12 protein-coding genes are annotated in these 15,701 nt (G+C 64.5%); 5 read left to right on the top strand and 7 right to left on the bottom strand.

Going from position 1 to position 15,701, the window contains the following annotated elements:
* Positions 1-39: 39 nt before the first annotated feature.
* Both purL and AC1MEM_RS16605 read left to right on the top strand, forming a co-directional pair.
* Positions 40-4,077 carry a phosphoribosylformylglycinamidine synthase gene (purL, locus tag AC1MEM_RS16610; RefSeq protein WP_499472293.1) on the top strand — a complete coding sequence of 1,346 codons (4,038 nt, stop codon included), beginning with the start codon at positions 40-42 and terminating at the stop codon, positions 4,075-4,077.
* Positions 4,078-4,275: 198 nt separating this feature from the next.
* Positions 4,276-5,115 carry a hypothetical protein gene (locus AC1MEM_RS16605; protein WP_499472291.1) on the top strand — a complete coding sequence of 280 codons (840 nt, stop codon included), beginning with the start codon at positions 4,276-4,278 and terminating at the stop codon, positions 5,113-5,115.
* 202 nt (positions 5,116-5,317) lie between these two features.
* Here AC1MEM_RS16605 and AC1MEM_RS16600 read toward each other — a convergent pair whose 3' ends face one another.
* From AC1MEM_RS16600 to AC1MEM_RS16575, 6 genes are all read right to left on the bottom strand, one after another.
* Positions 5,318-6,097 carry a peptidylprolyl isomerase gene (locus AC1MEM_RS16600; RefSeq protein WP_499472289.1) on the bottom strand — a complete coding sequence of 260 codons (780 nt, stop codon included), beginning with the start codon at positions 6,095-6,097 and terminating at the stop codon, positions 5,318-5,320.
* 81 nt (positions 6,098-6,178) lie between these two features.
* Entirely contained in the window at positions 6,179-6,970 is a 792-nt protein-coding gene (locus tag AC1MEM_RS16595; RefSeq protein WP_499472287.1) for a peptidylprolyl isomerase, read from the bottom strand.
* Positions 6,971-7,128: 158 nt separating this feature from the next.
* The gene (locus tag AC1MEM_RS16590) at positions 7,129-7,431 is read right to left on the bottom strand and encodes a BolA family protein (RefSeq protein WP_499472285.1); all 303 of its coding nucleotides are present in this window, start codon (positions 7,429-7,431) and stop codon (positions 7,129-7,131) included.
* Positions 7,428-8,060 (bottom strand): septation protein A, encoded by a 633-nt coding sequence (locus tag AC1MEM_RS16585; RefSeq protein ID WP_499472282.1) that lies wholly within the window; start codon positions 8,058-8,060, stop codon positions 7,428-7,430. The genes AC1MEM_RS16590 and AC1MEM_RS16585 overlap by 4 nt, the downstream gene beginning before the upstream one ends.
* Positions 8,061-8,082: 22 nt before the next feature.
* Positions 8,083-8,478, bottom strand: a complete 396-nt coding sequence (gene msrB, locus AC1MEM_RS16580) for a peptide-methionine (R)-S-oxide reductase MsrB (RefSeq protein ID WP_499472279.1) — start codon at positions 8,476-8,478, stop codon at positions 8,083-8,085.
* Positions 8,479-8,525: 47 nt separating this feature from the next.
* Positions 8,526-9,920 (bottom strand): protein adenylyltransferase SelO, encoded by a 1,395-nt coding sequence (locus AC1MEM_RS16575; RefSeq protein ID WP_499472277.1) that lies wholly within the window; start codon positions 9,918-9,920, stop codon positions 8,526-8,528.
* A gap of 304 nt (positions 9,921-10,224) precedes the next feature.
* Between AC1MEM_RS16575 and AC1MEM_RS16570 the strand changes: the two genes are divergently transcribed.
* Together AC1MEM_RS16570 and AC1MEM_RS16565 are read left to right on the top strand one after the other, a co-directional pair.
* The gene (locus tag AC1MEM_RS16570) at positions 10,225-11,877 is read left to right on the top strand and encodes a 3-(methylthio)propionyl-CoA ligase (protein ID WP_499472275.1); all 1,653 of its coding nucleotides are present in this window, start codon (positions 10,225-10,227) and stop codon (positions 11,875-11,877) included.
* A 62-nt stretch (positions 11,878-11,939) separates the two neighbouring features.
* Entirely contained in the window at positions 11,940-12,428 is a 489-nt protein-coding gene (locus tag AC1MEM_RS16565; RefSeq protein WP_499472273.1) for a DUF1579 domain-containing protein, read from the top strand.
* A 158-nt stretch (positions 12,429-12,586) separates the two neighbouring features.
* Here AC1MEM_RS16565 and AC1MEM_RS16560 read toward each other — a convergent pair whose 3' ends face one another.
* Positions 12,587-13,327 (bottom strand): hypothetical protein, encoded by a 741-nt coding sequence (locus AC1MEM_RS16560; RefSeq protein WP_499472271.1) that lies wholly within the window; start codon positions 13,325-13,327, stop codon positions 12,587-12,589.
* Between the two features lie 199 nt (positions 13,328-13,526).
* Here AC1MEM_RS16560 and AC1MEM_RS16555 point away from each other — a divergent pair, with 199 nt between their 5' ends.
* Positions 13,527-15,614: a 3-hydroxyacyl-CoA dehydrogenase NAD-binding domain-containing protein gene (locus AC1MEM_RS16555; RefSeq protein WP_499472269.1), complete on the top strand. Its 2,088-nt coding sequence runs from the start codon at positions 13,527-13,529 to the stop codon at positions 15,612-15,614.
* Positions 15,615-15,701 lie beyond the last annotated feature (87 nt).

Raw genomic sequence — 15,701 nt, 5'->3', positions numbered from 1 at the left:
TTCCACCCGCAGCCACGCTGCATCAACCGACTTTCAGCCATGTTGATTCTGCCGGGTTCCAATGCCCTGTCCGTATTCCGTAGCCAACGCCTCCTGAACCAACTGCAGGCAGCCGCACCCGCGATCGCCGCAGTCCAGGCCCGCTTCTACCACTTCATCGACAGCAGCGCCGCTTTGTCGATTGACGACACACAGCGCTTGACCGCCATGCTGACCTATGGCGAGCCGGTTCCCGAAACGTTGTACGAGGGCAGCACCGTCGAGTTCTTCGTCATCCCGCGCCTGGGCACGATTTCGCCATGGGCCTCGAAAGCGACCGACATCGCCCATAACTGCGGCATGACGCACGTGCACCGCATCGAGCGCGGCGTGGCCTACAAGGTGGTGCTGAAAAGCGGCATCCTCGGCAGCAGCATCGGCGCCCCGAAAAAGCTGTCGGACGAAGAGCTGGACAAGGTTGCCGCGCTGCTGCACGACCGCATGACGGACACCGTGCTGCGCAGCGCCGACGAGGCCGCGCAGCTCTTTACCGAACTCGAAGGCAGGCCGCTCGAATCGATCGACGTGCTGGGGCTGGGCCGCGACGCCCTGCTGCGCGCGAACACGGAACTCGGCCTGGCCATGTCGATCGACGAGATCGATTACCTGAACGAGGCCTTCACGAGGGCGCAGCGCAACCCGACCGACGTCGAGCTGATGATGTTCGCCCAGGCGAACAGCGAGCACTGCCGCCACAAGATCTTCAACGCCGACTGGATCATCGACGGCGTGAAGCAGGACAAATCGCTGTTCGGCATGATCAAGAACACGCACCAGCTGCAGCCGAAGGGCACGGTGGTGGCATACAGCGACAATTCGTCGATCATGGAAGGTGCGGTCGTCACGCGCTTCTTCCCGCAAGAGGGGCAGGAATACGCGACCATCACCGAGCTGACGCATACGCTGATGAAGGTCGAAACGCACAACCACCCGACCGCGATCTCGCCATTCCCCGGCGCCTCGACCGGCGCCGGCGGCGAAATCCGCGACGAAGGCGCGACCGGCCGCGGCGCCAAGCCGAAGGCGGGCCTGACCGGCTTCACGGTGTCGAACCTGCTGCTGCCGGATGCCCAGCGTCCGTGGGAAAACGCGGCGGACGTCACGGCACCCGGCGACAAGGCGGAGGCCTCGGTGTACGGCAAGCCGGAACGCATCGCCTCGCCGTTGCAGATCATGATCGACGGCCCGCTCGGCGGCGCCGCCTTCAGCAACGAATTCGGCCGGCCTGTACTGGGCGGCTATTTCCGCACCTATGAGCAGAACGCGCAGGCCGCCGGCGGCGTCTATGGCTACCACAAGCCGATCATGATCGCGGGCGGCATCGGCAACATCTCCGACCAGCACACGTTCAAGAACGACATCCCGCCCGGCAGCCTGCTGATCCAGCTCGGCGGCCCCGGCATGCGCATCGGCATGGGCGGCTCGGCCGCTTCCTCGATGGCGACCGGCACGAATACGGCGGACCTGGACTTCGACTCGGTCCAGCGCGGCAATCCGGAAATGGAACGGCGCGCCCAGGAAGTCATCAACGGCTGCTGGCAGCTGGGTGAACACAACCCAATCATCTCGATCCACGACGTCGGCGCCGGCGGCCTGTCGAATGCCTTCCCGGAAATCGTGAACGACGCCAAGCGCGGCGCGATTTTTGACCTGCGCAAGATCCAGCTGGAAGAATCCGGCATGGCGCCGAAAGAAATCTGGTCCAACGAATCGCAGGAGCGCTACGTGCTGGCGATTGCACCGGAAAGCCTGGGCGTGTTTGCAGCGCTGTGCGAGCGCGAGCGTTCGCCCTTCGCCGTCATCGGTGTCGCCACGGAAGAGCGCCAGCTGAAGGTGATCGACCAGCAGGCCGGCAACAACCCGGTCGACATGCCGATGGACGTCCTGCTCGGCAAGCCGCCGAAGATGACGCGCGACGTCAAGCACGTCGCTCTTGAACTCCCGGCAATCGATCTCACCGGCATCGAACTCGGGGAAGCCGCGCGCCGCGTGCTGCTGCTGCCGACCGTCGCCGACAAATCCTTCCTGATCACGATCGGCGACCGTTCGGTCGGCGCCATGACCGTGCGCGACCAGATGGTCGGCCCATGGCAGGTGCCGGTGGCAGACTGCGCCGTCACCGCGATGAGCCACGAAGGATACAAGGGCGAAGCGATGGCGATGGGCGAGCGTACGCCGCTGGCCGTGATCGACGCCGCCGCCTCGGGCCGCATGGCCGTGGGCGAGGCGATCACCAACATCGCCGCGGCGCCAATCGCCTCGATCGAAGACATCAAATTGTCGGCCAACTGGATGGCGGCCTGCGGCCAGCCGGGCCAGGACGCGGCGCTGTTCGACACCGTCAAAGCGGTCGGCATGGAACTGTGCCCGGCGCTGGGGATCAGCATCCCGGTCGGCAAGGATTCGCTGTCGATGCGCACTACTTGGAATGAAGGCGGGAACGACGAAGGTGGGGCCAAGTCGGTCATTTCTCCGGTGTCGCTGATCGTGTCCGCCTTCGCGCCTGTGCCGGACGTGTGCGCGTCCCTGACGCCGCAGCTGCGCGCGGACCTGGGCGAGACGGCCCTGATCCTGATCGACCTCGGCCGCGGCAAGAACCGCCTGGGTGCCTCGGCGCTGGCGCAGGTCACGCAGCAACTGGGCGACTCGGTGCCGGACGTCGATTCGGCGGACGACCTGAAAGCCTTCTTCGCCGCGATCCAGCGCCTGAACGCGGAAGGCAAGCTGCTCGCCTACCACGACCGCTCGGACGGCGGCCTGTTCGCGACCCTGGTCGAGATGGCCTTTGCCGGCCGCGCCGGCGTGTCGGTCAACCTCGACATCCTGACCATGGAAGGCGAGCACGCTTCGGACTGGGGCGACGCCAAGAACTGGACCGGCCAAGTCGGCGAGCGCCGCAACGAAATGACGCTGCGCGCACTGTTCTCGGAAGAACTGGGCGCCGTGGTGCAGGTGCGGGCCGAGGACAAGCGCGACGTGATGAACGTGCTGCGCGAGCTGAACCTCGGCGCCTGCAGCCACATCATCGGCAAGGTCAACGACCGTGGCGCAATTGAATTCACGCGCGACGCGAAAGTCATCTACAACGAGAAGCGCAGCAGCCTGCACCGCCTATGGTCGGAAACGAGCTGGCGCATTGCGCGCCTGCGCGACAATCCGGACTGCGCGGACCAGGAATACGAACGCCTGCTGGACGAAACCGATCCCGGCATCACGCCGCAGCTGAGCTTCGACCCGAGCGAGAACATCGCCGCATCCTTCATCGCCACCGGCGTGCGTCCACGCGTGGCGATCCTGCGCGAGCAGGGCGTCAACTCGCACATCGAGACCGCCTGGGTGATGCACCAGGCCGGCTTCGCCGCGGTGGACGTCCACATGAGCGACCTGATCGCCGGCCGCGCGAAGCTGGCCGACTTCCACGGCGTGATCGCGGTGGGCGGCTTCTCCTACGGCGACGTGCTCGGCGCGGGCGAGGGCTGGGCCAAGACCATCCTGTTCAACGCGCAACTAGCCGACCAGTTCGCAAGCTTCTTCGCGCGCCCGGATACCTTCGGCCTGGGCGTATGCAACGGCTGCCAGATGCTGTCGAACCTGAAGGCGATCATCCCGGGCGCGCAAGCATGGCCGAAGTTCACGCGCAACAAGTCGGAACAGTTCGAAGCGCGCTTCGGCATGGTCGAAGTACTCGACTCGCCGTCGATCTTCTTCGCCGGCATGGCGGGCACGCAAGCGCCGATCGCGATCGCGCACGGCGAAGGCTTTGCCGACTTCTCGCTGACCGGCAATCTTGACGAGGTGGTGCAGTCGCTGCGCTATGTCGATAACCGCGGCCAGGCCACCGAGCAGTATCCGTTCAACCCGAACGGCTCGCCCGGCGGCCTGACGGCGGTGACCACGCCGGACGGGCGCTTCACGGCGATGATGCCGCACGCCGAGCGCGTGTTCCGTACGGCCGTGCATTCGTGGGCGCCGCCGTCATGGGGTGAGGATGCGCCATGGATGCGCATGTTCCGCAACGCGCGCAAGTGGGTCGGCTGATTCCCTTAGTCCCTTGGCGAGCCAGAAAAAGCGCTTCTTCCGAAGCGCTTTTTTTTCGCCTCAACATTCCTGCTGTTCAATATTTCTTCGTTTAAATTCAATCGCTTAGACTGATGAGCCCGCACAATCACGCAGCGGGCCTCTTCCCCGATCATGAAGGCAGGCGGCACGGCCGCCCCCTACCAAAAGGAGACCCGGATGAATCCCGGCACCCTGTATCTGCGCGTATGCGCGCCGGCCATCCTGGCCGTCGCGCTCGCATTCGGCTTGTCCGCCCCCAGCGCCATGGCGCAGAAGGCGCCGGCGGCGGCCAGCGCGACGCTGGACGTCACCAGCAACGAGGCGACCGGGCGATGGCGCTATTCGGGCGTGGTGACGGTGCCCGCGGCCGCGGGCGCGCGGATCCTTGTCGACGGCCGCATCCAGAACCAGACCTCGCGCGAAGGGTACCGCGATGCGGCCAGGGCGGCCACGGGCGCCGCCGTGGCGCGGGCAGGGGATACGCTCGTGGTGCCGTATTCGTTCGAGGGGCCGCCCCTGACGCTGGGCGTGCTGCGCAGCGCGCTGACGGTGCAGGTGCAGGACTCCCTGCGCGACCCGGTCTTGCGCACCCTGTTCGCGGTAAGCCCGGCGGTGACGGCGAGCGCGGTCTGCGGCTGCCCGCCGAAGGGCTGCGTACGCACGCAAGGGTATTGGGGCAATAAACCGGGCGTGACCTGGCCGGCGCCCTACAGCGGCGGCGCGCTGTTCTTCTCATCAAGCCTGAGCTGGCAGCAAGTCCTCGACACGCCGCCGCGCGGCAGCGCCTACATTATCCTGGCGCACCAGTACATCGCCGCCGTGCTCAACCGCGCTGCGGGTGCGTCGGCCCCGGCAGGCGTGCAGTCGGTGATCGACGCGGCCGCCACCTGGCTGCGCAGCGGCAGCACCCCAGCCACCTGCGGACCGGGCGATTGCGCGCAGCAGAAGACCTGGGCCGGGATCCTCGATACCTACAACAACGGACAGTATCCGGGCGCGCCGAAGCATTGCGATTAAGGGCAGCGGCGCCGGCAGCAGGCTGGGGTCACGGCGGCAGGCTGGGGTCAGGTCTGACATTTAGACACGGCCTCGACGATAGCCAGCCTAAAACGGCAGAGCTCGTGTCCGAATGTCAGACCTGACCCCAGTTTTTTTTGCCGCCGCAACAATAAAAAAAGGCGCTTCCGGGGAAGCGCCTTTCTCGTTCGGCCGGTCCGAATTACTGGACCTTGGCCTTCTTCAGCAGCGACTCGCGGTATTCCGCCAGTTTGCGCTGTTGCACCTGTTCTGCGACTTGCTGCTTGACCTGCTCCAGCGGCGGGATCGTCAGTGGGCGGGTTTCTTCCAGCTTGATGACGTGGTAGCCGTACTGGGTCTTCACCGGGGTCTCGGTGATGGCACCTTTTTGCAGCGAGGTCATGGCCTTCGAGAACTCAGGCACGAAACGCGCAGGGTCGGTCCAGCCGAGGTCGCCACCATTGGCGGCCGAGCCTGGGTCCTTGCTCTGCTTGGCCAGCTCTTCGAACTTGGCGCCGCCCTTGAGCTTGGCGATGATGGCTTTCGCGTCGTCTTCCTTCTCGACCAGGATGTGGCGCGCGTGGTATTCCTTGTCCGGTGCGGCGGCTTTTGCCTTGTCGTACTCGGCCTTGATGTCGGCATCCTTGACCGGGTTCTTCTTGACGTAGTCGGCCAGCATCGCGTTGATGATGATGCTCTGGCGGGCGTTGTCGATGGCGGCCTTGACTTCAGGGCGGGCGCCGACGTTCTGCTTGTCCGCTTCCTGGATCAGCACTTCGCGGCCGATCAGGTCTTTCTTGATCATTTCGCGCAGCTGCGGCGAATCCGTGGCGCGGCCCTGGGCGACGACCTGCTTGACCATCTGGTCGACCCGCGCCGCCGGGATCGGCTTGCCGTTCACGGTCGCAACGTTTTGGGCGAAGACAGGTGCTGCCACGATGAAAGACATGGCGAGCAACAGGCGGGTTGGCTTCAAAATCATTGTTCAGATCCTATAAAAACTCGAAAAGTCGCCCGCTGGCGACGAAAGCCGGCGCCAGCGACGGCGCCGGTGGCAAACATATTACTTCACCTTTGCCTTCTTGACCATTTCCTCTTGGTAAGCCGCCAGTTTGGCCTGGGTGAGGCTTTCCGCGATCTGGGACTTTACTTCTTCCATCGTCGGCACTTTCACCGCGCGCACGTCGTCGACCTTGATGACGTGGAAGCCGGCGCCGGTCTTGACCGGGGTGTCGGTGACCTGGCCTTTGCCCAGCTTGGAGAAACCGGCTGCGAATTCAGGCGGGAAGGCCGATGGGGCCGCCCAGTCGAGGTCGCCGCCATTGGCAGCCGAACCGGTGTCCTTGCTGGTCTTGGCCAGTTCTTCGAACTTGGCGCCACCCTTCAGCTTGGCGATGACGGCCTTGGCTTCGTCTTCGGTTGCCAGCAGGATGTGGCGCAGGTGGAATTCCTTCTCGCCAGCCTGGGTTTTCGAGAAGCGGTCGTACTCGGCCTTGATGTCGGCGTCCGTCACCGGGTTCTTGGCGATGTAGTCGCGGGCCAGCTGGTTCACGACGATGGCCTGGCGCGCGCTGTCGAGCGCTTGCTTGACTTCCGGCTTCTTGTCGTAGCCTTGCTTGATGGCTTCCTGCATCAGCACTTCGCGCGAGATCAGGTCGCGCTTGATCGCTTCGCGCAGCTGCGGCGAATCCGTGCCCTGGCCCTGGGCGACGACCTGCTTGACGATCGCGTCGACGCGCGAGGTCGGGATGGCCTTGCCGTTCACGACGGCCATGTTTTGAGCGAATGCGGGCGCTGCGAGAGTCGCAGATGTGGCGATCAAGGCTAACAGCAGGCGTGCTGGCTTAAAAGTCATTATTGAATTTCCTGTGGAGGGAGTTGCTTGGACGTGATTGGTTTAGTTCTTTTTTGCAGAGCAGTTCAATCGTGATTGTGCGATACGATTCTTAAGCGAGGCTGATTAACCGGTTACTAAGCAGTTACCCGGCCTCGCTACGCGATTCCGAACCGGCCTCAGTCCCGTTCGGAAGGCGCCAGGGCCGTGATCGCCAGGGCGTGGATCTCGGCCTGCATCATATCGTGCACGGCATCATACACCAGTCGATGACGCATGACGAGTCTCAGTCCATGGAAGCGTTCCGACACGATTTTCACGCTGTAATGACCGCCGCCGGAGGCCGCGCCGGCGTGTCCGGCGTGGAGGTGCGAGTCGTCGCCGACCTCGAGCAAACTGGGGTTCAAGGCTTCCTGCAATGCGCTGCGGATGCGTTCGACGCGGGTGTCCACGCGCTTATTGGCCTTGCTATCCAAACTCATGCTTCCTCCTGGGGAATGTGCTTCATGAGCAGCATCGACTGGGCGACGGTGAACAGGAAGAAAATGGAGGTCATGCCGAAGACCTTGAAGTTGACCCAGGCCGCCGTGTTGTTGCGGAAGACAACGAAGGCCATCAGCAAATTCAGGGCGCCGAGCAGGAACAGGAAGACGACCCAGCTGTAGCCGACGCGCGGCCAGACCGCGTCCGGCAGCGGCAGCGCTTCTTCCATGGCGGTGCGCATCAGGTTCTTGCCGAAGAAGCGCTGGCTGACCAGGAGCGCCGCGGCGAACACCCAGTACAGGATGGTCGGCTTCCACTTGATAAAGTTTTCGTCGTGCAGGTAGATGGTTGCGCCGCCGAAGACGAGGATCACGAACAGCGAGACCCACAGCATGCCGTCGACCTTGCGCCGGCGCACCAGCAGGTAGCCGACTTGCAGCACGGTGGCAAAGATGGCGACGACGGTGGCCAGCATGGTCGGCGCCTGGCTGGCGACGATCTTGCCGCCCGCGACCAGGCCACCCAGGTACTGGTCGGCGATGGCAAGCGCGGCCGCTTCGTTTCCGTTCGCGATCTTGTAGACGACGAAGAACAGGGCCAGCGGGAAAAAGTCGAACAGGAATTTCATGGTGCTCCAGGAAGATCGGGTGTCAGATTTCTTCGAATCGCAGGGCGGCCGAGTTGATGCAGTAGCGCAGGCCGGTCGGCGGCGGGCCGTCCGGGAACACGTGGCCGAGGTGGGCGTCGCACACCGCGCAGATGATCTCGGTGCGCAGCATGCCGTGGGTGCGGTCGCTCTTTTCGATCACGTTGGCCGGGTCCAGCGCCTTGAAATAGCTGGGCCAGCCGCAGCCGGACTCGAACTTCGCATCGGATTCGAACAGCGGCGTGTTGCAGCAGACGCAGTAATAAATGCCGTGGTCGTGGTGGTCCCAGTACTTGCCGGTGAAGGCGCGTTCGGTGGCGGCGTGGCGCGTCACCTGGTATTCCATCGGGTCGAGCTGGGCGCGCCACTCGGCGTCGGTCTTGGTCACTTTATTGGTCATATTGGTCTTTCAAGGGTAAATCAGGAAGAGCAGAGTGGGAAAGCACCTCAGGACGAGCAGCTCACCTCGAGGTGCGCCGCCCAGTCCGGCGGCAGCGCCGCATAGGCTTCATGCCCGGGCTGCTCGTCGAAAGGCTGCTCCAGTACGGCCAGCAACGCGCGCACGCCCGCATAGTCGCCGTTCTGTGCACGTTCGATCGCCTGCTGGGCCAGATAGTTTCGCAGGATGTACTTCGGATTGACGCCGTTCATGGCAACGCGCCGCTCGGCATCGACGCTGGCCTCGGCGCGCAGGCGTTCGCGGTAGCGCACAGCCCACGCGTCGAAAGCGGCGCGGTCGATGAACAGGTCGCGCAGCGGGGCGTCTTCTTCAGGTGCGTCCAGCTTCAAATCGCCCAAGCGACGGAACAGCAGCGTGAAATCGACATGGCCGGCCTGCATGATGGTGAACAGTCCGTCGATCAGGGCGCGGTCGCCTTCGACCACGGTCGCCAGGCCCAGCTTCGCATGCAGCAAGGCATCCATCTTCGTTTCGAAGGCCGGCATGTAGACGTCGAGCGCCTGCTGGGCATCGTCGACGGTGCCGATCAGCGGCAGCAGGGCATTCCCCAGCGCATAGCAGTTCCAGTGGCCGATCGCCACCTGGTTCGCATACGAATAGCGCCCGCCCTGGTCGGTGTGGTTGCAGATGTGGTTGACATCGAAGGCTTCCATGAAGCCGAAGGGGCCGTAGTCCAGCGTCAGGCCGAGGATCGACATATTGTCCGTGTTCATGACGCCATGCATGAAGCCGACCGACTGCCAATGCGCGATCATGCGTGCCGTGCGGCGCGTGACCTCGGCCAGCAGTTCTTTATAGGGGTTCACCGCGCCGCGCAATTCGGGATAGAAGCCGTCGATGACGTAATCCGCCAGCAGCTTGAGTTCATCCGGCTTGTCGCGGTAATGCCAGTGTTCGAAGGAACCGAAGCGCACGAAGGAGGGCGCCATGCGGGTGACGACCGCGGCCGTCTCGATGTTCTCGCGCATCACGTGCTGGTTGGAACCGGTCACGACGAGGGCGCGCGTGGTCGGGATGCCGAGCGCGGCCATTGCTTCCGAACACAGGAATTCGCGGATCGAAGAGCGCAGCACGGCGCGCCCGTCGCCCATGCGCGAATACGGCGTCTTGCCGGCGCCTTTCAGTTGCAGCTCCATGCGGCCTTCAGGCCCGTCGAGTTCGCCGAGCAGGATGGCGCGCCCGTCGCCGAGCTGGCCGGCCCAGACCCCGAACTGGTGGCCCGAGTACACGGCCGACAGCGGTTCCGAGCCGGGCAGCAGCGCGTTGCCGGTGAAGGCGGCGACGAGATTGGCTTGCGCCAGGGTTTCCACGTCGAGTCCCACCAGCGCGGCCGCGCGGCTGCTGGCCGCGACGAAATACGGCGCGGGCAGCGGCGTCGGCATCAGGCGCGTGTAGAAGGCGGGCGGCAGCGCGGCGAAGCCGTTGCTCAGTTGTAGTTCGTCGGGCGTAATGGCAGCTCCATATCATAAAGAGGGAGAACAGCGGGATTCTACCGTAACGGGCCCATTCTATTCGCGCACGCCTGATCCGCAACGCCGCTTACATCCGGTAACGCGCCGCTGCGCGAGTCGGTTCAACGAATAGAACGACCGTGCTGCATCGCACCATCGAAACGTCTTGACGGGGTGCGGCGGCCCGAATCACACTCGACTGGAGTTAATAATCCGACCACTGGAGACACCCGACATGACGTCCTTCCCGAAGAGCCCGCTCATGGGCCAGATGATGAACCAGCCCCTGCTCATTTCGAGCATCATCGAATTCGCCGCCCGCCATTTCGGCAACAATGAAATCGTGTCGCGCCGCGTCGAGGGCGACATGCACCGCTACACTTACCGGGAATGCGAACAGCGCGCGCGGCGCATGGCCAAGGTGCTGGAAGGGCTCGGCGTGCGGATGGGCGACCGGGTCGCGACCCTGGCCTGGAACGGCTACCGCCACCTCGAGCTGTATTACGCGGTGTCCGGTTCGGGCGCGGTGATGCACACGGTCAATCCCCGTCTCCACCCGGAACAGATCGCCTATATCGTCAACCACGCCGAAGACCAGTACCTGTTCTTCGACCTGACTTTCCTGCCGCTGGTGGAAGCCGTCGCCGCCCACTGCAAGACCGTGAAAGGTTTCGTGCTGATGAGCGACCGCGCGCACATGCCGGCGGAGACGAAGATCGCCAACCTGCTGTGCTACGAAGACCTGATCGCGTCCAGCAGCGACGACTACGCCTGGCCGCTGTTCGACGAGAACTCGGCCGCGACCCTGTGCTATACCTCGGGCACGACGGGCAACCCGAAAGGCGCGCTGTACTCGCACCGCTCGACGCTGCTGCACGCCTACGCCTCGAGCATGCCGGGGGCGCTGAACGTGTCCTGCCTCGACGCCGTGGTGCCGGTGGTGCCGATGTTCCACGTGAACGCCTGGGGCCTGCCGTATTCGGTGCCGCTGTCGGGCGCGAAGATGGTGTTCCCGGGCGCCGCGCTGGACGGCAAGTCGCTGTACGACTTGTTCGAGGCGGAGGGCGTGACCTTCTCGGCCGGCGTGCCGACCGTCTGGCTGGGCCTGATCAACTACGCGATCCAGAACAACCTGCAGTTCTCGACCTTCCGCCGCACCGTGATCGGCGGCTCGGCGTGCCCGCCGGCGATGATGGACACGCTGATCGACAAGTTGAATGTCCACGTGATCCACGGCTGGGGCATGACGGAAATGTCGCCGCTCGGCACCACCGGCGGCCTGCAGATGAAGCACCTGGCCCTGCCGAAGGAAGAGCAACGCAAGATCCTGCAGAAGCAGGGCCATGCGATCTTTGGCGTGGACATGAAGATCGTCGACGACGACGGTGCGGAACTGCCCTGGGATGGCGAAACCTTCGGCCACTTGTATGTGAAGGGGCCGTGGATCGTCTCCGGCTATTACCGCGACGAGGGCGGCGACGTGCTCAAGGACGGCTGGTTCCCGACCGGCGACGTGGCGACCATCGACGGCGACGGCTATATGCAGATCACCGACCGCAGCAAGGACGTGATCAAGTCGGGCGGAGAATGGATCGGCAGCATCGACCTGGAAAACATCGCAATGGCGCACCCGAGCGTGCTGCAGGCTGCCTGCATCGGCGTTGCGCACCCGAAATGGGACGAGCGGCCGATGCTGGTCGTGGTCAAGCGTCCGGGGCAGGAAGTGTCGCGCGAGGAGTTGCTCGGCTTCTTCGAGGGCAAGATCGCGAAATGGTGGCTGCCGGATGACGTGGTCTTTACGGACGCGCTGCCCACTGGGGCGACCGGCAAGATCCAGAAGAACCGGCTGCGCGAGCAGTATCGGGACCACAAGCTGCCGACGGCCTAAAACGATGGGGCGCCTGCAGGGCGCCCCGGTCATCTGCACCAACACCTGATTCGAAAAAGAACATGCCGCTACCGCCAGCCCTGGATGCACCTGCCGATTTCGATTTCATCATCGGCGACTGGAATGTAAAACATCGCCGCCTGAACGCACGCCTGAGGGGCTGCCGCGACTGGACCGAATTCGACGGCCTGTCGTCGACCATGCAAACGCTGGGCGGCTTCGGCAATCTCGAGGACAACCTGCTGCATTTCCCCGACGGCGACGTCCGCGCCATCGCGGTGCGTTCGTACTGCGCCGCCTCGAAAAGCTGGTCGATCTGGTGGCTCGACGGACGCAATCCGACCGCGCTCGACGTACCGGTGGTGGGTCGCTTCTCGAACCACGTCGGCTTGTTCTTCGCCGACGATGTGCTGGACGGGCAAGCGATCAGGGTGCGTTTCATGTGGACGGCCACGCCGGGAGCGAATCCGCGCTGGGAGCAGGCCTTCTCGAACGATGCGGGCGCCAGCTGGGAGACCAACTGGACCATGGAGTTCGTCCCGCGCGCCTGACGCGGGACCTGGCGCGCCCGCAGGGTGGGCATGCCCACGCGTACGTGCCGATGCATGTTGCAACGCATCTCCCGCTCGGAAGCATGCATACCCGCTGTCGGCTTGCCTTGCCGCTGCTCCACCGTCGCGGACGCGTGGGCATGCCCACCCTACATTAATCAGGCCCGCGGGAGCAGGTGGCGGAAAGTCGGCTCGATGTTTTTCGCGTGCAGGTGGCGCACGATGTCTTCCAGCGTGGCATCGCGCAGCAGGAGTTCGTCCGAACCCTCGGCCGCGGGCGGGGCCGGCGCCATGGCGGGTGTGGGCGCAGGCTGCAAGGCCGCCAGCGCAGTGCGGAACTGCTGCGGGCCGATCATTTCGAGCTGCTCCAGGAAAGCCGCCTGGGCCACCGCCGGCGGCGCCATTTCCAGGCCCGGTTCGTCGATGAAGGAAGCGCCCATGCCGGGATGGATGAAGGCGGCCCAGCGGCCCGTGTCCTGGTTACGGCAGGGCGGCAGCTCGACCGGCCGCGTGGCCGCGTCAAGCGCGACGGCAAGCTCCGGGCAGGCGGCGTCGCGCAGTCTTTCGAGGAAGCGCTGCGCTTCGCTGGCCGGCACCGGCGTCTCGAACGACAGCCACAGGCAAAAACCCGAAGCGGCGGAAATGCTCACGCCCGGCGCCGGAAAACCATAGTTCGCCTGCAAGGCATGGGCGACCTCGCACAGGCGCGTCCAGTGCTGCCCGTCTTCCTCGTACCTGGCCTTGTCGAAGGGGATGACGAGGGCGCGCGTCATGCCGCCCGCCGTCGTCAGCGCAATGGGCGCGGTCGCTTCGCCGAGTACTTGCCGGGTCAGCAGGCCCGGGTCCACCTGGCCGGCGGGGAGGTACAAGCGCATCAGCTGCGCAATCAGTTTTTCCATGGTTTCTCTCTGTTCGGGCGCGCCGGCAAGTGGCGAGCGGCGGCTTACGGAGCGCATTCTGACACAGCGGCGCCACCATTGCCGCCTCCGGGCGGACGCCGGCAAAAAAGAGTCCAGAGGGACCCCAGGAAATAACACGACCGTACTTTTTGGCGTTATAGTTGACCGTGCTGGTTCAACCAATTAAAAAGGAAGAGACATGAGTGCAGACTACGTCGTGCATGGCAGGGTTGCCGTCATCACCCTGAACAATCCGCCGGTCAACGGCCTCGGCATGGCGACGCGGACCGCGGCCGTCGAGGCGCTGCGCCGTGCGGAAAACGACGGGGCCGTCAAGGCGGTCGTCATCACCGGCGCGGGCAAGGTGTTCTCGGGCGGCGCCGACATCCGCGAATTCAATTCGCCGAAGGCCATGACCGAGCCGACGCTGCACACCCTGATCGCCACCGCCGAGAATCTGAATAAACCCGTCATCGCGGCCATCCATGGCGTCTGCATGGGCGGCGGCCTCGAGCTCTCGCTCGGCTGCCACTACCGCGTGGCCAGTTCCGGCGCGCAGATCGGCCTGCCTGAAGTCAAAATCGGCCTGGTGCCGGGCGCCGGCGGCACCCAGCGCCTGCCGCGCGCCGTCGGCCTCGAGCAGGGCCTGAACATGATCGTGTCGGGTAACCCGGTGCTGTCGGAAAAGCTGGCCGAGACCAAATTGTTCGACAAGGTGTTCGCAGAGGGCGCTGACCTGGTGAACTCGGCCGTCGAATTCGCCAACAGCATCGCCGACGCCCGTCCGCTGCCGAAAGTGCGCAACCTGAAGGTCGATTATCCGAACCACGAAGCCTTCCTGCAATTTTCGCGCAACACCGTCAAGGCCATGGCCGGCCCCTTCCCGGCGCCGCTCGAGTGCGTCGAATGCGTGGCGGCGAGCGTGACGATGAAGTTCGAGGATGGCCTGAAGTACGAGCGCGAGCGTTTCATGGCGCTGGCCCAGACGACCGAATCGAAAGCCCTGCGCCACGCTTTCTTCGCTGAGCGCGCCGCGAGCAAGGTGCCGGACGTCCCTGCCGACACCCCGACCCGTTCGATTGCAAAGGCGGCCGTGATCGGCGCCGGCACCATGGGCGGCGGCATCGCCATGAATTTCGCGAACGCGGGCATCCCGGTGACGATCCTGGAAACGAAGCAGGAAGCGCTCGACAAGGGTCTCGCCACCATTCGCAAGAACTATGAAAACACGGTCAAGAAGGGCAAGCTGACGCCGGAAAAGGCCGGCCAGCGCATCGGCCTGATCAGCGGCACGCTCTCGTATGACGAGATCGCCCAGGCCGATATCGTGATCGAAGCCGTGTTCGAAGACCTGAACGTGAAGGAAACCGTGTTCCGCCAACTGGACGCGGTGATGAAGCCGGGCGCGATCCTGGCTTCGAACACCTCGACGCTCGACCTGGACAAGATCGCCGCGTTTACCAAGCGGCCGCAGGACGTGATCGGGCTGCATTTCTTCAGCCCGGCGAACGTGATGAAGCTGCTGGAAATCGTGCGCGGCAAGGAAACCGGCAAGGACGTGCTGGCCACGGCGCTGGCGCTCTCTAAAAAAATCAAGAAGACTGGCGTGGTTTCGGGCGTGTGCGACGGCTTCATCGGCAACCGCATGCTCGAACAATACCTGCGCCAGGCCTTCTTCCTGCTCGAGGAAGGGGTGCTGCCGGAACAGATCGACAAGGCGATCGAGAAATTCGGTTTCGCCATGGGCCCGTTCCGCATGAGCGACCTCGCCGGCAACGACGTCGGCTGGTACATCCGCAAGCGCCGCTACATCGAGACCCCGGACATCGAATACTCGAGGGTGCCGGACCTGCTGTGCGAACAGGGCCGCTTCGGCCAGAAGACGGGCGCCGGCTGGTACGACTACAAGGCGGGCGACCGCACAGCCTATCCTTCGCCGCTCGTCAACGAGATGATCCTGTCGCAGGCGCAGGCCAGCGGCGCCGAGCGCCGTACGGTAACGAATGAGGAAATCGTGCAGCGCCTGGTGTTCGCACTGGTGAACGAAGGCGCGAAGATCCTGGAAGAGGGCATCGCCCTGCGCGCGTCAGACATCGACATGGTCTACCTCACCGGCTACGGCTTCCCGCTGTACCGCGGCGGGCCGATGCTGTATGCGGACACGGTCGGCCTGCCGAATGTGCTCGAGGCCATGCGCGGTTTTTCCCGCGGCAATCACGGCGAGGCCTGGGCGCCGGCGCCGCTGCTGGAACGCCTGGCGGGCGAAGGGAAGGGCTTCAACGACTAAGCTGTTCTTCCCCGTTTGACCCACGACGCCGCTGATCCCAGCGGCGTCGTCGTTTTCGCGCCTTGGTCGGCAATATGGCAATAAGGC

The sequence above is a fragment of the Telluria sp. AIW5 genome, from assembly GCF_056680575.1.
This window is presented reverse-complemented; position numbering and strand designations above follow the sequence as displayed.